Annotated in this window: 12 protein-coding genes and 1 pseudogene; 10 read left to right on the forward strand and 3 right to left on the reverse strand. The window is 70.4% G+C overall.

What is annotated here, in order from left to right; genetic code table 11:
* Positions 1 to 228 precede the first annotated feature (228 nt).
* Both ACFU53_RS09310 and ACFU53_RS09315 read right to left on the reverse strand, forming a co-directional pair.
* The gene (locus ACFU53_RS09310; RefSeq protein WP_383988115.1) at positions 229 to 1,059 is read right to left on the reverse strand and encodes a triphosphoribosyl-dephospho-CoA synthase; all 831 of its coding nucleotides are present in this window, start codon (positions 1,057 to 1,059) and stop codon (positions 229 to 231) included.
* Between the two features lie 9 nt (positions 1,060 to 1,068).
* On the reverse strand, positions 1,069 to 2,007 hold the full coding sequence (locus ACFU53_RS09315; protein WP_383988118.1) for an intradiol ring-cleavage dioxygenase: 939 nt from the start codon (positions 2,005 to 2,007) through the stop codon (positions 1,069 to 1,071).
* A 382-nt stretch (positions 2,008 to 2,389) separates the two neighbouring features.
* Between ACFU53_RS09315 and fxsA the strand changes: the two genes are divergently transcribed.
* The 4 genes and pseudogenes from fxsA to fxsT all read left to right on the forward strand — a co-directional run bounded on the left by fxsA (position 2,390) and on the right by fxsT (position 10,496).
* Positions 2,390 to 2,587: an FxSxx-COOH cyclophane-containing RiPP peptide gene (gene fxsA / locus ACFU53_RS09320; RefSeq protein ID WP_383988121.1), complete on the forward strand. Its 198-nt coding sequence runs from the start codon at positions 2,390 to 2,392 to the stop codon at positions 2,585 to 2,587.
* Positions 2,588 to 2,614: 27 nt separating this feature from the next.
* Positions 2,615 to 5,070, forward strand: a pseudogene (locus tag ACFU53_RS09325) (FxsB family cyclophane-forming radical SAM/SPASM peptide maturase).
* 114 nt (positions 5,071 to 5,184) lie between these two features.
* Positions 5,185 to 6,432: a TIR-like protein FxsC gene (locus ACFU53_RS09330; protein WP_383988124.1), complete on the forward strand. Its 1,248-nt coding sequence runs from the start codon at positions 5,185 to 5,187 to the stop codon at positions 6,430 to 6,432.
* 92 nt (positions 6,433 to 6,524) lie between these two features.
* Positions 6,525 to 10,496, forward strand: coding sequence for an FxSxx-COOH system tetratricopeptide repeat protein (gene fxsT / locus ACFU53_RS09335; RefSeq protein WP_383988127.1), 3,972 nt, complete (start codon positions 6,525 to 6,527; stop codon positions 10,494 to 10,496).
* A 633-nt stretch (positions 10,497 to 11,129) separates the two neighbouring features.
* On the opposite strand, the gene ACFU53_RS09340 is transcribed toward fxsT, so the two are convergent.
* Positions 11,130 to 11,576, reverse strand: coding sequence for an ATP-binding protein (locus ACFU53_RS09340; RefSeq protein WP_383988130.1), 447 nt, complete (start codon positions 11,574 to 11,576; stop codon positions 11,130 to 11,132).
* Positions 11,577 to 11,693: 117 nt separating this feature from the next.
* Here ACFU53_RS09340 and ACFU53_RS09345 point away from each other — a divergent pair, with 117 nt between their 5' ends.
* From ACFU53_RS09345 to ACFU53_RS09370, 6 genes are all read left to right on the forward strand, one after another.
* The gene (locus ACFU53_RS09345; RefSeq protein ID WP_383988133.1) at positions 11,694 to 12,134 is read left to right on the forward strand and encodes a pentapeptide repeat-containing protein; all 441 of its coding nucleotides are present in this window, start codon (positions 11,694 to 11,696) and stop codon (positions 12,132 to 12,134) included.
* Positions 12,131 to 12,946, forward strand: coding sequence for a hypothetical protein (locus tag ACFU53_RS09350; RefSeq protein ID WP_383988136.1), 816 nt, complete (start codon positions 12,131 to 12,133; stop codon positions 12,944 to 12,946). The genes ACFU53_RS09345 and ACFU53_RS09350 overlap by 4 nt, the downstream gene beginning before the upstream one ends.
* A 165-nt stretch (positions 12,947 to 13,111) precedes the next feature.
* Positions 13,112 to 13,858: a YcnI family protein gene (locus ACFU53_RS09355; RefSeq protein WP_383988139.1), complete on the forward strand. Its 747-nt coding sequence runs from the start codon at positions 13,112 to 13,114 to the stop codon at positions 13,856 to 13,858.
* A 140-nt stretch (positions 13,859 to 13,998) separates the two neighbouring features.
* Complete coding sequence (locus ACFU53_RS09360; protein ID WP_383988143.1) at positions 13,999 to 14,670, forward strand: SCO family protein; 672 nt, start codon at positions 13,999 to 14,001, stop codon at positions 14,668 to 14,670.
* A complete protein-coding gene (locus ACFU53_RS09365) occupies positions 14,667 to 15,137 on the forward strand; it encodes a copper chaperone PCu(A)C (protein WP_383988147.1) in 471 nt (156 codons plus the stop codon). The genes ACFU53_RS09360 and ACFU53_RS09365 overlap by 4 nt, the downstream gene beginning before the upstream one ends.
* 14 nt (positions 15,138 to 15,151) lie before the next feature.
* A complete protein-coding gene (locus tag ACFU53_RS09370) occupies positions 15,152 to 17,347 on the forward strand; it encodes a copper resistance CopC/CopD family protein (RefSeq protein WP_383988148.1) in 2,196 nt (731 codons plus the stop codon).
* The last annotated feature ends 8 nt before the right edge of the window (positions 17,348 to 17,355 follow it).

Raw genomic sequence — 17,355 nt, forward strand, 5'->3', positions numbered from 1 at the left:
GGCGTGGGGGCTGGTCGCGCAGTTCCCCGCGCCCCTGAAGACCCGGTTCTGCGGGCCGAAAGGCACGGGGCGCAGCCCCTGCTTTTCAGGGCGCGGGGAACTGCGCGACCGACAACGAACAACCCGCAGCCGCCCGACCACAGTCATCCCTGACCTATGAGGCGCCCAGGGGGTCGAAGGGGCAGCCCCCCTGGGATGGGACGGGTAGGGGCGGCGGGGGCGAACCCCTTACACGGGCACCCGCGAGGTGACTGGCAGGGCGTCCACGAAGAGGGCCCCGGCAAGCAACGACCCGCTCCCGCGAGGACTCCACCCCCGCCCCTGAAGATCCCTGTCGAGCGCGCTCAGAGCCTCCCGCCCGGCACCGGTCGTCGTACCCCCCGCATCGATCACGCCCCGAGCCCCGGCCTGCACATGCCGAAGCCCATGGGGACCGGCGGTGTAGAGCAACTCGGTGTCCTGGAGCGTCGACATGACCGTGAGAAGCGCGTCGAGGCGGGCGTCCGGCTCGGGTGTGCCGGCGGTGCGGGCCTTGGCCAGGACGTCCAACGCCCGCCGCACATGGGGAAAGCCCGCGCGGGCCTCGCCCCGGGCGCCCGCCGCCCCGTACTTGGCGGAGACCGACGACCCCCGGGAGGGACGCCGCGGCGCCCGCCGATCGGGATGCGCGGCGATCTTCTTCGCGGTGGCGGTGAGCTCACGCCCCCGCGCACCGGGATCCATGGCCGCCGCGGCGACCAGGAGGCCGAGCACCCAGGTGGCGCCGCGATGGCCGCCCCCGGCGAGTTGCATGGAGTGTTCGGTGCAGCGCCCGATCGCGCCGAGCTCGGCGCGGAGTTCGGGGGTCGCGACACCATTGCGGCGGGCGCAGGCCGCCATCGCCGCGAGGCCGGGCACCAGTGCCTTCGCCGACCAGCGCAGGGCACGGTGGTCCTGCCGGGTGACCCGGGCGCCGAGGTCGCGCGGGTCGGGCAGGCCGGGCTTGGGCGTCAGTTCCAACTGCCAGGTCAGCGCGGCCACCGCGGCCCGCGCCAGCGTCTCGTCCTCGCGGCTGCTCATGGGTGAACCCTACGAGGCCGACTCGGAGCTGGTGGCGCTGTCGGTCGGGGCGTCCGTCGGGGGCTCGCCCGACGGGGGCGTACCGCCCTCGCCGCCACCGCCGCTGCCGACGCCGGTGTTCTCGGCGTCGGGGTCGATGCCGAGGGTGAGAAAGCCCTTGTAGCCGCGGGCCGGGTTGGCCTTCTTCACGGCCGTGAGGGTGAGCAGGCCGCTGGAGGCGCCGCCGCCGCCGTAGACCATGTCGTTGTCGAGGGTGGTGTAGCTGCCGCTGTGCTGGGAGTAGGGGTCGAGCGTGAAAATCTCCTGGGCGATCTCGTCGTCGAAGAAGAACTGGCCGGTGTGGTTGACCTTGCCGCCCTCGTAGGTGCCGTCATCCTTCTCGCCGCCGGTGTGCACCTTCACGTGGATGTGGCAGGTGCGCGGGGTGTACCAACCGGGGAAGATGGTCTCGAACTTGACGACGCCGTTCGCGTTCGCGATCTGGTAGCCGCGGAGGTAGGTGGCGTCGTCGGCGGTCGAGCCGTCCTCGCTCTCGGCGGGCGCCGAACCGCCGGGATTCGCGGTGGTGTAGCCGGAGTAGTAGCCCCAGGCGTCGCAGTGCCAGATCTCGACGGCCGCGCCGGGGACCGGGGTGCAGCCGTCGGTGGCGTCCACGACCGTGAGGCGCAGCGTCAGCGGGACACCGCTCTTGCCTTCGGTGATGTCCTTCCGGACCAGGGCGCCGTCCAGGTAGTACGGGCCCTCGGTGACACTCGACATCAGCGTCATGCACTCGCCGCCGGTACTCGTCGTAGACGCCGTGGCCGTCGCCTCGGTGCTGCTCGTCGTCGCGTCCGCGAACGCCGACTGGTACCCGGCGACCGACAGCCCACCGGCGGCAACCGCTCCTCCGGTCACCGCGAGAGCGCGGCGCCGCGTGATCGTTTTGCTTTTGTGGATTCCCGTCATGTCAGCGAAGTTAGGGACGCAGTCCGTCAGGGGGCTGAGGTGCGGCTGTGAGGGGACTGAGAGTGCTGAGAAGCCTGAAGCCGCCCGGAACGCGGCCCTTTCCGCTCAACTGCCGTGATCCCGCCGGGAGATGAGACGGTTCTCACGTTTGCCGCCCCGAATACGGACGAGGCTTGTGTTGCCGTCCGAAGCACTCCTCGGCGTCGGCTATCTTCTGGTCGCGACCAGCAGCTGACCGAATATTCGGCACCGTTCGCCCGGTCGGCCGCTAACTTCTTCTGCGGCCGGTGCTTGAGTGAGAAATTCCTGTCGGCATCTGCTTCATCGAGCCGCAAGACTCCGCAACCCCGTCAGTTTCCACGCACAGATTGATGAGGTCCCCATGAACGCATCCCTCGACGCCACGGCCGAAGAGTCAGGGACTACGGCCGCCGTCGTTCCGGAGCGGGTGTCTTTGGAGCAGTTGGCGGCGCGGAGCGGCGGCGCGCTGTCGCCCGCTCTGACCCGTGCCGTGTCGAACGGCGCCGAACGGACGGGTCCGGGAAGGGTCGCGGTGGCGGCCTTCCAGTCTTCCGTCTGACACCCGCCCGTACCTGCCGACATCCACATGACCGTCATGGGGCGACCGCTCCTGCCGTTACGCCAGTTCGTGCTGAAGATGCACAGTCGCTGCGATCTCGCCTGCGACCACTGCTATGTGTACGAACACGCGGACCAGAGCTGGCGCGGTCGGCCCCGGGTGGTGTCGGACGAGGTCCTGCGCGCCACGGCGGAACGTATCGCCGAGCACGCGAAGACCCATGAGCCGGCCGCCGTTCACGTGGTGCTGCACGGCGGCGAGCCCCTCCTCGCGGGCCCGACCCGGCTGTGCAGGGCCGCCACGGAACTGACGGCCGCCCTCGGCGGCGTGTGCGAGCTGGATCTGCGGATCCACTCGAACGCCGTCACGCTCGACGAACGGTTCCTGGACCTGTTCGACGAGTTCGGCATCAAGGTCGGCGTCTCGCTGGACGGCGACAGGGCCGCGAACGACCTGCACCGCCGCTACAGCGACGGGCGCAGCAGCCACGACCGGGTCCTCGGAGCCATCGCCCTGCTCAGCCGGCCCCGCTATCGCCACCTCTTCGCGGGCATCCTCTGCACCATCGACGTACGCAACGACCCGGTCGCCGTCCACGACGCGCTCGCCGAACTCGCCCCGCCCCGCGTCGACTTCCTCCTCCCGCACGCCACCTGGGACGAGCCGCCCGGCCGTCCGGCCGACGACAGAGACGGCACGGCGTACGCGCGCCGGCTGCTGGCCGTCCACGACCGCTGGACCGCGACCGGCCGCTCCATGGACGTCCGTTTCTTCGACTCGGTCCTGCGGACCCTGCGCGGCGAGAGCAGCCTGACCGAGTCGCTGGGGCCGGCCCCGGCCGACCTCGCCGTGATCGAGACCGACGGGACCTTCGAACAGGCCGACTCCCTGAAGTCCGCGCACGACGGAGCCCCCGCCACCGGCCTGGACGTGTTCACCCACTCCCTGGACGAGGTCGCCGCGCATCCGGGCATCGTGGCCCGGCAGCGAGGCCTCGACGGCTGGCCGCGCGGTGCCGTTCCTGTCCGGTGGTGCGCTCCTGCGGAGGCGGCCTCTACGCCCATCGATACCGGTCCGACGGCAGCGGATTCCTCAACCCGCCCGTGTACTGCTCCGATCTGCTGGCTTTCATCACCGACCTCCGGGACCGTCACTTGACCGACCAGTCCGTACAACCCGTGCCGGCCGACCACCACTTGGACGAGCTGGCCACCGGTCGCGGCACGGGCACAACCGTGGACCTGCTGGCCCGCCACCAACTCGCGCTGGTCCGCGAGCTGCTGGGCCATGTGCGGCACGAGACGACGCACACCCGGCCGGTCGAGGACGCCGAGGAAGCCTGGAACACGCTGACCGTCCTCGACAGCGAGGCCCCCGAATCCGTGGACGGGGTCCTGGCCCACCCCTATGTACGGTCCTGGGCCCTCAGCTCCCTCGGTGCTCGTCCGCCGGCGGGACCGACCGGGGGCGACGCGAAGGCCGCCGCGACGGCCACGCGCGGGATCGCGGAGATCGCCGCTGCCGCCGCGCTGCGCGCCGGGCGCACGGCAGCGGTCGTCGTCCCGGTCCACGACAGGCTGCTGCGACTGCCCTCGCTCGGGACGCTGACGGTGGATGCGGGCGCCGAGCAGGCCGTGGTACGCACGGATGCCGACGGCTTCACGGTCCACGCGGGCGACCGGACGTACACGATGGCCCGGAACGGCCCCGAGAATCCCGCTTGGCGGGGGAGTCGGCGGTTCGAACTGGACGGCTGGTCCGTGGCCCTGGAGGACACCGACCCCTGGCGGGCCTGCCACGGCCATCCGGCGCACCCCCGGCTCACCGAGAGGGAGGCAGAGGCGTGGCGGGCCGACCTGACCGCGGCCTGGGCCTGGATCCGCCGCGAACTGCCCCAGTACGCGCCGGGAATCGCCGCCGGGCTCCGTGTCATCACCCCGCTCCTTCCCTCCCCCGAGGGTGCCGACATCAGCTCGGCGGCCCGCGACGCCTTCGGCGCGGTGGCCATCGCCCGCCCCGCCACACCTCAGGCGCTTGCGCTGCTCCTCGTCCATGAGTTCCAGCATGTGAAGCTGGGGGCAGTGCTGGATCTGGTCGACCTCTACGACCGGTCCTGCGACCGCCTGTTCTACGCCCCCTGGCGACCGGACCCACGCCCCTTGGAAGGGTTGTTCCAGGGCACGTACGCCCATCTCGCCGTGGTCGACTTCTGGCTCGCACACCGAAGGACCACCACGGGCGATGCGACCCACACTGCCGATATCCAGTTCTCCCGTTGGCGCGACCAGACAGCCGAAGCGGTGGAAACGCTGGCCACCTCTGGCGCACTCACACCCGTGGGCGAACGCTTCGTCGCGGGGATGCGGGAGGCCGTACACGGGTCGATGACGGAATCGGTCGGTCCGCAGGCCCTCCAGGAGGCCCGGCGGATGACTGAGGAGCACCAGAGCAGCTGGCGAGCGGCAGCGCGTCAACCGACCTGATGTCAGGTCTTCGAGATCTGAATCTCAGAGCCGGGAAAGGGGTATTCATCCTGTTCCGAACAGGACTTGAGGCTTCCTGCACTGGGCCCGGTCACGGAGCGTCGGGGGGCATACGTGCAAGGAGCCAGTCTGGGCCGAGGGGGGAGTAGTCCCTATTTCTTCCTCAGTCATGCGCACACGCCGAATCACGATTCGAGGGGTGCCGACCCCATCCTGTGGGTGAAGAAGCTGTTCGACGAGCTGTGCCGGCACATCATGGAGCTGACCGACCTGCCCAAGGGAGCCAAGGTCGGTTTTCTGGACCAGGGGATACAGGTCGGCGCCCGTGGGACCGACGAGTTGTCGGTAAGCCTCGCGCGCTGCAAGGTGTTCGTGCCGCTGTACTCACCTCGCTACTTCCGCAGCGAGCAGTGCGGCCGGGAGTGGTGGGCCTTCTCCCAGCGGCAGGTCAACCATCGGGCGCGCGGTGGCGTCACACGGGACAGCGCGATCATCCCGGCTTTGTGGACGTCCGTGGAACCGGCGCAAATGCCACAGGTCGCAAGGGACTTGCAGTTCGACCATGCCGCCTTCGGGCAGGACTACGCGGACGAGGGCTTCTACGGGCTGACCAAACTGCGCTACCACCGTGACGAGTACGAACGGGCGGTATACCGGCTGGCGAAGCGAATCGTTCGGGTGGCCAACGAGGGCTCGCTCGACGAGGGCAAGTTCTCCAGGGACTACGAGTCGCTGCCGGCCGCGTTCGGATCCGCTGAGCCTCCGCCGGAATTCGACATATCGGTGCTCGCCTGCACCCGTTCGGACCTGCCGCAGGGCCGCAATCCGGACTACTACGGGGACCGGCCGCACGACTGGAACCCGTACCACCCGGAGTCCACCCTGCCGCTCGGCGACCATGCGGCCGACGTCGTGCGCACCATGGGCTACACGGTGAACGTCGAAGCCCTCGACGACAACTCCCGCATGCTCCACCAGGAGAAGCCCAGGGCTCCCGGGCTGCTGCTGATCGACCGGTGGGCGCTCGAATCCACCAGGGGCAAGGACCTCATGGGCAAGTTGTGCGAGGAACAACGCCCCTGGGTCAGCGTCATGATCCCGCGGCACCGCAACGACATCGTGGCCGCCGAGACGGAGCAGCAGCTCGAGGAGCACACGTACCGGACGCTGATCCCGCGGCTGGCGGACGGTGCCGGCCACTGCGCGGCCAACGGCGACATCCGCGATCTGGACGCCTTCGGCAGCGAGCTGCAGCGGGCGATCGCCTCGGCCGTCTTCTCCTACTGGGAGCACGTCGAGACGTATCCACCAGAAGGACCACCGATCAAGCCTCCACGGCTGAAGGGGCCCGATCTGGCCTAGCGGGACCCGGGTCACGGACCCCGGCAGCACCATCTGGCACGACCATCGAAAAGCGCGCGACGAGCGAGGCCGACAGGGCGGAAGGCAGAAACATGGCGCAAAGCCGCAACGGCACCGTGATCACGTTCTACTCGTACAAGGGCGGTACCGGACGGACCATGGCCCTCGCCAACGTGGCGTGGATCCTCGCCGCGAACGGCCATCGTGTGCTGGCCGTGGACTGGGACCTGGAGGCACCGGGCCTCCACAAGTTCTTCCACCCTTTTCTGGACGCTCCGTTACTGCGTGGAACGCCCGGATTGATCAACCTCATAGACGAGTACCGGCGGGAGGCCCTGCGCAACCTGCCCGGCCGGGCGGCGGACTGGCACCGCGGCTACGCACGGGTCCGGCCGCACGCGCTCTCCCTCGACTGGACCTTCCCCGACGGCGGCGGCCTGGACTTCCTGTCCGCCGGGAAACGGCACCGCGACTACCCCATCGTCGGCAACATGGACTGGGACCGCTTCTACGCGAGCTACGGCGGCGGCCAGTTCTTCGACGCGATGCGCGCCGACATGCAGCGCCACTACGACTTCACCCTGATCGACAGCCGTACCGGTCTCAGCGACCTCGCGGACATCTGCACCGTGCTGATGCCCAACACCCTGGTCGTCTGCTACACCTTCAGCGAGCAGAGCATCGAGGGTGCCGCCGCCGTCGCCCAGGACATCAAGGAACTGTACGGTGACAAGGGCATCCGCATCCTGCCCGTCGCCATGCGCGTCGACCTCGGTGAGAAGGACAAGCTCGACGCCGGACGCGCACGTGCCAAGGAACGCTTCTCCGGGCTGCCGGCCGGCTTGAACCCCGACCAGTTGGCCGACTACTGGGCCTCGACGGAGATCCTCTACCAGCCGTACTACGCCTACGAGGAGATCCTCGCGGCGTTCGGCGACCCGCCGAAGTCGGCCAACTCCATGCTGAGCGCCTGCGAACGGCTCACCTCGATCATCACCGAGGAGCGGGTGACGAAGCTGCCGCCGATCAGCGAGGCGAAGCGGGCCCAGTACAAGAGCGCGTACACCCGGCAGCGGCCGGCACCGCCGTCCCGACTGACGCTCTACTACGTGCCCGAGGACCGGATGTGGGTGGACTGGCTCGAATCCGTGCTGCGCGGTGTGGGTTTCGAGGTGACACCCAAGAACGTCCAGTCGATGCCGACGGCCGAGATCGTCGCCGAGGCCATGCCCGGCGGGGCGCACCGGGTGCTCGCCGTGCTCTCGCCGGGCTTCGTCGACTCCCGCCGGGCGCGGGTGGCGTGGGAGGCGGCCGTGCACTCCGGCGGTTCGGAGAAGCGGCAGCAGCCGGTGTCGATCCGCGTCGACGATGTGCAGCTCAGTCTTCCGTTCGCGGCCCGGGGAGTCATCGACCTCAAGGGCCTGACCGAGACGCAGGCGTACACCACGCTGCTGAACGGACTGGACCGCCCGGAGGCCGTCCCCATCATGGCCCCGAGCTCCCGGGGCCTGCGGTTTCCCGTTCTCGGCCGGCGGATCTCCAACGTCCCGGCCCGCTACCGCTGGTACACCGGTCGCTCGACGATCCTGGACCGGCTGCGCGAGCAGTTGACCACGAACCGCCCCGGACAGGGCGTGCCCCAGGTCCTGCACGGTCTCGGCGGTGTGGGCAAGACGCACGTCGCCCGTGAGTACGCCCACCGGTTCATGGCGGACTACGACCTGGTGTGGTGGGTCGACGCCGAGCAGCCGGAGCTGGTACCGCCGAAGCTGGCCGCGCTCGCCCAGTACCTCGGACTCGGCGTCGGCGAGGACGTCAAGGAAGCGGCCGAGTCGGTCATCCAGGCCCTCAGAAACGGTGAACCGTTCAACCGCTGGCTGTTGATCTTCGACAACGTCGAGGACCTGGACAAGGTGCTGCACAGCTTCCCGGAGTTCACCGGTCCCATCCCCGACGACGTCTACGGCCACATCATCGCCACCACCCGCACCCGGCCCGCGCTGCCCAAGGTCCAGCCACTGGAGGTGGAGGTCTTCACCCGCGAGGAGAGCGTGGAGCACCTGTGCCGCCGGGTGCCCGGTCTGAGCGAGGAGGACGGCGGGCTGGTCGCCGACGCGGTGGGCGACCTGCCGCTCGCCATCGAGGTGGCGGCCGCCTGGCTGGAGGCGACGGCCACCCCCGTCGACCTCTACATCGAACAGCTGCGCGAGCAGTCCACCCAGGTGCTCTCCGTCAAGGAGGCCGTGGAGGCCGTGGACTACCCCCGGTCCGTCGGAGCCACCTGGAACATCTCCATCAACCGGCTCCGCGACGAGTCCCCGGCCGCCGCCCGCCTCCTCGAACTGTGCGCCTTCTTCGCGGCCGAGCCCATCTCCATGGACCTCATCGGCAGCGAAGCGATGATCAGGGCCCTGCTGCCGTACGACCGGGATCTGCGCGCCCGTTACATGCTCGGCCGGGTCACCCAGGCGCTGAACCGCTTCGCCCTGGCCAAGGTCGACTCGACCGACAACTCCATCCAGGTGCACCGCCTCGTCCAGGCCGCCGTGCGCGACAGCATGGACGAGCAGAAGTTCGACGACACCATCCACGAGGTGCACCGCATCCTCGCCGCCGCCCGGCCGCCCGAGGAGGCCCTGGACGACCCCGCCCAGTGGCCCGGCTACGAGGTGATCTGGCCGCATCTGACGCCCTCGAACATCCGCAACTGCTCGGAGGAGGACCCGCGGCAGCTGATGGTCCACCGCGTCCGCTATCTGTGGAAGCGTGGCGACCTGCACGCCGCCCGCACCCTGAGCACCCAGCTCAACGAGTTCTGGTCGGGTGAGTTCCCGGACGCCACCGACGAGCAGATCCTCAATCTCCGCTTCGAACTGGCGAACGTGCTGCGCTCACAGGGCCAGTACCAGGACGCCCTCGACCTGGACGAGAAGACCCTCGCCGACCAGCGGCAACTGCTCGGCGAGGGCCACCCGAGCATCCTGATCACGTCCGGAAGCTTCGCCGCCGACCTACGAGCGGTGGGCCGCTTCAAGGAGGCCCTGGAACTGGACCAGCGGATCTACCGGGGCTTCCGCGAGATCTTCGGCGAGGACCACCCGCGCAGCCTGACGTCCGCCAACAACCTCGCGATCGACTACCGGCTGGCCGGCCGGAGCGAGGACGCCCGCCGCCTCGACGAGGACACGGTCCGCCGCCGCACCGCGCTGCTGGGCCCGCGGCACCCGTACACCCTGACCACCAAGGGGCACCACGCCCGCGACCTGCGCGAACTGGGCGACTACGAGGCCTCGGTAGCGATTCTTCGCGAGGTGCGCGAGGGCTTCAAGAAGGTCCTCAACCCGAACGTGCCCGAGGTGCTGCGCGTCGACAAGAGTCTCGCGGTCTCCCTGCGCAAGGGCGGCCACACCGCGGAGGCGCTGCGGATCACCCAGGAGACCTGGGACACCTACGCCCTCTACCACGACCGCTACGGCAGCACGATCCCCGAGGCGCTGGCCTGCGGGCTCAACCTCGCCGCGGACTACTTCGCCACGGATCCGGAGAACGGCGCCGGGCGGGCGGTCGAACTGGTCGACGAGGTGCTGGAGGGCTACAAGAACATCTTCGGGCGCGAACACCCGTTCGTCATGTACTGCCTCAACAACCTCTCCATCTACCGCCGGGCCCTGGGTGAGGCGGAGAAGGCCGCCGAACTCGGTGAGCAGGCCCGCGATGCCCTCGCGGAGGACCTCGGGGACGACCACCCCGCCGCCTTGTCCGCCGGTCTGAATCTCGCCAACGCCTACGGCGACCTGGGGCTCCACGACCGGGCCGAGCAGTGGGAGCGGACGGCCATCGAGGGCCTGCGCGCCCGGTTCGGGGCGGATCACCCGGACGTCCTGGTCAGTACCGGGAACCTTGCCGTGACCCTGCGGGGCATGCGGCGGGTGGGCGAGGCCGAACGGCTCCAGCAGCAGGCGGAGGCCAAGCTGTCACAGCTGCTGGGCGACGCCCATCCGGTCACCGAGTCCGTCCGCGCCGGGCGCAGGGTCGGCAGGGACCTGGAGCCGCAGCAGACGTGACCTCAGTCCGGGGCCGGGGCCGGGGCCCGCGTCGGGAGTGGAGCCGGGGCCTGCCCTCGCGGGGAGGCCCCTGGTTGAGGCCCAGCTCAGGGCCTGGGGCAGCACCCGCAGCGCACCGGAGTGGGCGGGCGGCGGCCCGCTCTGCTCGACCGACAGCCGTCGGCCGTCCGAGGCGTGCCCCGTTGGCTGCATCGCCATCCCCTGTCGTCCCGTCCCGGCCATGTCCCGCCGATCCCCGCCTCCGCCTGTCGTCAACCGCCGCGGCGGCACGGGCTTCGCACCGCGTCCGGCTTCGGTGGGGAACACCGGGGAGGCCACACCCAGGGGCGCCGGGCACGCGGGCCGAGGGTGGCTCGGGGCGGGTTGGCGTGCCGTACGGAACACCGTCGTCGTACGGCACGCCACGGGCACGGGCACGGGCACGGGCATAAGAGATGACGTCGTCGTACGTCGTGGAGCTACGCATCGCCGGATACACGAACCGTGGAACCCCGCACCGTGGAACCGCACTCCGCCTAGTCGTCGCACGGCCAGGCCGGCCCTGTTTCGTGACGCTCCGTCGGCCGCGGCTCTGCACCGGGAACGCGCGGGCCCCACTCGACCCGGGCGCGGGCCGGAACGGGTCTGGGCGGACTACACCGCCACCAGCGGCGCGTCCTCGCGCCACTTCAGGATCTTGTCGAAGCTGACGATCGCGCCGCCGTGGCCCGGTTTGTTGCCGATGTGGACGTGGTCGGCGAGTTCGCGGATGAGGCAGAGGCCGCGGCCGTTCTCGGCGTCGGTGTGGGCCGGGCGGACCGGGTGGCGGTGCGGGAAGCCGGGGCCGGAGTCGGTGACCTCGATGCGACACTTCTCGCCGTCCAGGTAGGCGGTGACCCGGTACGCCTCGGTGGTCGCGTCGGCCGCGACCGCGCCGCCGTGCTCGACCGCGTTGGCGCAGGCCTCGCTGAGGGCGATGGAGAGGTCGTAGGACACGTCCGGGTCGACGCCCGCCGTCTCCATCGTGCCGATCAGCAGTCGCCGGGCGAGCGGCACGCTCGCAGCCTCACGCCGCAAATGGAGTGACCACCAGATGCTCATGCTCCAGCCTCCTGGCCGCGGCTCGACATACCGTTACGTATTGCCGCCGAGGGCGGTGCGCAATCGCCCGGAAGCCGTCTCTCCGCCCATACGGCGGATGCGTCCACCTCACAATCGGTGTATGCGGAGCGAACCCTTCCGAATCACCCTTCACTCTCGCCACTCCGACCCACACCTGTTCAGGGACGCCGGCAACCGCGCGGGGCGGGGACAGGGGCGGCCACGCGTGCTTCAGGAGCGCGAGGAACTGCGCATCTTCCAGGGCCACGGCGAACTACTGCGCACCTTTCAGCGGCGCGGCTGTCAGGGGCGCGGCTGTCAGCGGCGCGGCTGTCAGCGGCGCGGCTGTCAGGGGCGCGGGGAACTGCGCATCTCTTAGGGGCGCGGGGAACTGCGCGACAAGCCACACACGACCCGCACCCGCCATCTGCGCCCCACCCCCACCCCCTACCGCGCCCGAACGCCCACCTGAACACCGGCCCCGTCCCCCCCGTACCTCCCCTCATGAACCCGCCGAACCCAGCGGAGCGCCCCGGTGCGATGATGAGCCCGCCATGACTGCCCCCCACCCACGCCGGCCAGGCGCCCCGCGCCGGTCGCGCGCCGGAGGTGATCTCCGGGTTCTGCGGGCCGCGGTGTTCGCCGCGGTCTGCGTCGTGCTGGCCGGGGCCGGGCACGCGCTCGCCTCGTGCGCGACGATCCCGCTGTGGAGCCTGGGCGTCGGGTTCGTCGGCGTCTTCTCCGTCGCGGCCGCGCTGTCCGGACGGGAACGCTCGCTGCCGGGCATCGCGGCAACGCTGGCGGTGGGCCAGACCATGTTGCACATTCTGTTCGGGCTGGGCCGGCACGGGGCGACGGCCGCGTCGCGGACCACGGAGACCATGGACGCGGTGCTCGTCGAGCGCGCCGCCCGCTTCGTGTGCGGCACGACCGCGGCGGCCCTGAGCCCCGCGCAGGCCCAGCGGATCCTCGTCGAGGCCGGGGTCGGCGGCACGCACACCGCGCACGATCCGGCGGACGCCATGACGACCGCGGCGGGCTCGTCCGCCGCCCTCCTGCCGTCCCTGCCCATGCTGCTCGGCCATGTACTCGCGGCCGTCGCCGCCGGGTGGATGCTCCGCCACGGCGACCTGGCTCTGCTGCGCCTGGCCCGGCTGCCGGCCCAGGAGCCGCTCGTACGGTCCCTGCGTGGGGCGCTCGCGCTGGCGCGGGCCCTGCGGTCCGGGCTCCCGAGTGCGCCGGAGGCCGTTTCACGCGCCCCGCGCGCCGTGTACGCGGCGCCCGCGGCCCCGCGGACGACCGCCCTCCAGCACACGCTCGTCCGGCGCGGCCCGCCGACCGCCGCGCCCGCCTGCACCCTCGCCGCCTGACACGCCGCGCGCTCACTCCACGCCACACCTCGGAGGGAAGACCGCGTCGTACGGCGCCGAGAGGCACGCGCTTCCGCTACCGGCTCTCCGCCTCGGCTGCCGGCTCTCGGCGCGCGCCGCCCCCTTCCTCTCTTCTTCCTCACTCACTGTGGAGTGTCACCAGTCATGAAGGTTTCTCGTATCGCCGCCGTCGGCGCCCTCGCCGGTTCCGCCGTCCTCCTTCTGTCCGGCCCCGCGTTCGCCCACGTCAGCGTCGCGCCGGAGGGCCCAGCGGCCAAGGGCGGGTACGCGACCGTCAACTTCAAGGTCCCCAACGAGCGCGACGACGCCACGACCACCAAGCTCGAGGTCAACTTCCCGACCGACCACCCACTCGCCTCGGCCCAGCCGGAGGCCATCCCCGGCTGGAAGATCCAGGTCACCAAGGCCAAGCTCGACAAGCCGGTCGAACTGCACGGCGAGCAGATCGACGAGGCCGTCTCCAAGATCACCTGGACCGCATCCGGCGACGGCATCGCGGCTGGCTTCTTCCAGAAATTCCCGGTCTCCATCGGCCAACTCCCGGAGAACACCGACGAACTGGTCTTCAAGGCCATCCAGACGTACTCCAACAAGGAAGTCGTCCGCTGGATCGAGGTACCGAAGGACGGCGAGGAGGAGCCCGACAACCCGGCGCCCGTACTCGCGCTGTCGGCCGCGTCCGAGGACCACCACGGCTCGTCCGCCGCCTCCACCGCCGCCGACGAGTCGGAGGACGCCGCAGACGCCGAGGCCGCGTCGAACGAGACGGCCGCCGCGCCCGCCGACACCAGCGACACCACCGCCCGCGTACTCGGCATCGTCGGCATCGTCGTCGGCGCCGCGGGCGTGGCGTACGGCGTCCTGGCCAGCCGTCGGCGCACGAACGCCTGAGCCTCCGGCTTCTCGGCCCTTTCCCCTCGGCGCGCACGGGGCCCCGTACAGAAGTCCGTACAGAACTCCGTACACAGGACTGTCCGCGACGGCGTACGCCCCCGTGCGCGCCGGGGCTCGAACATATGGGACATTTTTCTATGCGCACGAACACGAAGAAGAAGATCGCGGCCGGCGCCCTGCTCGTCGCGGCCGTCCTCACCCTCTCCGCCTGCAGCACGGGCGACGACTCCACGACGTCGGTCGCCGAGGTCTCCGACACCGGCCCGCGGAAGCCCGCCACGGTCCTCGACCAGCCGTTCACCAAGCCGGACCTGGTCCTCACCGACACCGCCGGCAAGTCGTACGACCTCCGCAAGGAGACCGAGGGCAAGCCGACGCTGATCTACTTCGGCTACACCAACTGCCCCGACGTCTGCCCGCTGACCATGAACAACCTCGCGGTCGCGAAGAAGGAGATGGCGAAGAAGCTGTCGAAGTCGGAGCTGGCAAACCTCCGGCTCGTCTTCGTCACCACCGACCCGGAGCGGGACACCCCGGCGGAACTCGGCAAGTGGCTCAAGGGGATCGACTCCGAGATCGTCGGCCTGACCGGTGACTTCGACGAGATCCAGGCCGGCGCCCGCACCCTCGGCATCTCCATCAACCCGCCGACCAAGGACAAGAACGGCAAGACCATCTCCGAGCACGGCACCCAGGTCATCGCGTTCTCGCCGAAGACCGACGGGGGCTATGTGCTGTACGACGAGGAGGCCACCGTGCAGGACTACGAGAAGGACCTGCCGAAACTGCTCAAGGGCGAGAACCCGTGAGACCACTCGCCGGACCCGTCCTGATCACCGCCGCCGCGCTCGTCCTGACCGCGTGCGGTTCCTCCGACTCCTCTTCTTCCGCCGCCTCCTCCGCAGCGAAGCTGTCCGTGAAGTCCGCCTACATGCCGCAGCCCGTCACGGACTCCCTGGCCGCCGGTTTCCTCGTCATCGAGAACGACGGCGGTACGACGGACGAGCTGACCTCCGTCACCAGCGACATCGCCCAGGACGTCACCGTCCACGAGACGACCGGGCAGTCGATGCAGGAGGTCGCGGGCCTAAAGGTCCCCGCCGACGGCGAACTCGTGCTCAAGAGCGGCGGAAACCACCTGATGTTCGAGAACCTGAAGCGCAAGCCGAAGGAAGGCGAGACGGTGGCTCTGCGGTTGAACTTCACCAAGTCCGAGGCCATCACGGTCGAGATGCCAGTGAAGTCGGCGACGTACCAGCCGACCAGCGGGCACTGAGGGAGGTAGCACCGTTGAGCCGGTTGAGGCCGTTGCTGTTGCTGTTGTTCGCCACCGTCGGGGCGCTGCTCGCCGGTACCGCGCCCGTCTCCGCGCACGCCGCGCTGACCGGCAGCGACCCACAGCAGGGGTCGGTGGTCCAGGAGGCACCTGACCAGGTGTCGCTCACCTTCTCCGAGAACGTCGCGATGTCCGACGGCTCGGTGCGCGTCTACGACCCCAAGGGCAAAGAGGCCGACACCGGCGAGGTCACCGACCTGGGCGGCAACAGCTACGCGGTCGGGCTTCACTCGGGCCTGCCCGACGGCACGTTCACCGTGACCTACCAGGTCGTCTCGGCGGACAGCCATCCCGTCTCCGGCGCCTTCGTCTTCTCCGTGGGGGCACCCTCCAAGACGACGGTCGCGGTACCCGAGCAGGAGGCCGGCGGTGGGGTCGTCGGCGGTCTCTACGGGTTCGCGCGCTACCTCTCGTACGCGGGTTTCATCCTGCTGGTCGGCGGCGCGGCCTTCGTGCTGGCCTGCTGGCAGCGCGGTGCCGGGGTACGGCCCGTGCAGCGGCTCGTGGTCTCCGGCTGGCTCGCGCTGACCACCGCCACTCTCGCGATGCTGCTCCTGCGCGGCTCCTACACCGGCTCCGGAAAGCTCGGAGACATCTTCGACCTGGACCTCCTCGGCCAGGTCCTCCAGACGAAGACGGGTGCCGCCCTCGTCTCCCGCCTCCTGCTGCTCGCCGCGGCGGCACTGTTCATCGCGGTGCTGTTCGGGGCGTACGCGCGACGGGACGAGGACGTCGAGGACGAAGAGGACGAAGAGGGGACCGAGGAGGTCGGCGCGGAGGCCGAGGAGGTCGGCGCGGCGATCGGTGAGGGTGCCGCTGGGGCCGAGGAGGATTCTCGGAGCCGGACCGCCTCCGCCGCCCGTGACGCCTCTGGGAACGACGCCTCCGGTGGGAGCACTTCCGGGGGGGCCGAAGACGCCTCCGAGGACGAAGAGGCCGACGACGAATCCCACCACCGGGACCTCACCTTCGGGCTGGCCGTCGGTGGGGGCGTGGTCTCCGCCGGTCTCGCCGCGAGCTGGGCGATGGCCGAGCACGCCTCGACCGGCATCCAGACGGGCATCTCGATGCCCCTCGACATCCTGCACCTGCTGGCGGTCGCCGCCTGGCTGGGTGGCCTGGCGACCCTGCTCGTGGCACTGTTCCGGGCGCCCGTCGACGCGCAGATCGAGACCGCGGCCGTACGACGGTTCTCGCGGGTCGCGTTCGGCAGCGTGCTCGTACTGACCGCGACCGGGATCTACCAGTCGTGGCGCCAGGTCGGCACCTGGTCGGCGCTGACCGGCACATCGTACGGGCAGTTGCTCCTCGTGAAGATCGGCCTGGTCGCCCTGCTCGTCGGGATCGCGTGGATCTCGCGCCGGTGGACCGCGCAGTTGACGGATGCACCGGCCACGGTGGAGGCGGAAGCCGCAGTGGAGAAGGAGCCGGCCGCCGCGCACGCCGGCGGCGGCTCCGGGCACGCCACCGATGGCTCCAGGCACGCCACCGGTGGCGGCTCCACGCAGATCGCCGAAGACAGCTCCACGCGACGCGCCGGCGGCGGCTCCGAGAAGGCCACCGGCGAAGGTTCCGAGCGGGCCGCTCAGCTCGCCCGGCAGCAGGCGGCGATGGCGAGCGCGCGTGAGAAGCGGAGGCGGAACGCCGATCCGGGCCGTACGGGTCTGCGCCGGTCGGTGCTGGCTGAGGCGGGGGTCGCCGTCGTGCTGCTCGCCGTCACGACGGTGCTGACGGCCACCGAGCCGGGGCGCACGGTGGAGGAGGCCAAGGCGGCCAACGCGGCCGTGACGCAGGAGGACGAGACGTCAGGGGCGCTGGCGCTGGACATGTCGTTCGACACGGGGGGCAAGAACGGCAAGGGCGTGGCCCGGCTGCAGATCGACCCCGCGCGCGTGGGCGCCAACGAGATGCACGTCTATGTCCAGGGCCCCGACGGCAAGCCCTTCGACGTCCCCGAGGTGCAGGTCGCCTTCACCCTGGAGGCCAAGGAGATCGGCCCCCTGCCAGTGGTCCCCGACCGCGTCACCACCGGCCACTGGACAGCGAACGGCGTGCAGATCCCCATGGCGGGCGACTGGAGGATCGAGATCACCGTACGGACATCTGAGATCGACCAGGTGACCGTCAGCAAGAACGCGAAGATCGGCTGAAACACATC

Source organism: Streptomyces sp. NPDC057474, from assembly GCF_042802555.1.
GTDB lineage: Bacteria > Actinomycetota > Actinomycetes > Streptomycetales > Streptomycetaceae > Streptomyces.

What these genes read in the sequence shown, in the direction of transcription:
- fxsT (WP_383988127.1), top strand. Translation starts at nt 6,525, where the DNA reads ATGGCGCAAAGCCGCAACGGCACCGTGATCACGTTCTACTCGTACAAG.
- ACFU53_RS09355 (WP_383988139.1), top strand. Translation starts at nt 13,112, where the DNA reads ATGAAGGTTTCTCGTATCGCCGCCGTCGGCGCCCTCGCCGGTTCCGCC.
- fxsA (WP_383988121.1), top strand. Translation starts at nt 2,390, where the DNA reads ATGAACGCATCCCTCGACGCCACGGCCGAAGAGTCAGGGACTACGGCC.
- ACFU53_RS09315 (WP_383988118.1), bottom strand. Translation starts at nt 2,007, where the DNA reads ATGACGGGAATCCACAAAAGCAAAACGATCACGCGGCGCCGCGCTCTC.
- ACFU53_RS09310 (WP_383988115.1), bottom strand. Translation starts at nt 1,059, where the DNA reads ATGAGCAGCCGCGAGGACGAGACGCTGGCGCGGGCCGCGGTGGCCGCG.
- ACFU53_RS09350 (WP_383988136.1), top strand. Translation starts at nt 12,131, where the DNA reads ATGACTGCCCCCCACCCACGCCGGCCAGGCGCCCCGCGCCGGTCGCGC.
- ACFU53_RS09340 (WP_383988130.1), bottom strand. Translation starts at nt 11,576, where the DNA reads ATGAGCATCTGGTGGTCACTCCATTTGCGGCGTGAGGCTGCGAGCGTG.
- ACFU53_RS09360 (WP_383988143.1), top strand. Translation starts at nt 13,999, where the DNA reads ATGCGCACGAACACGAAGAAGAAGATCGCGGCCGGCGCCCTGCTCGTC.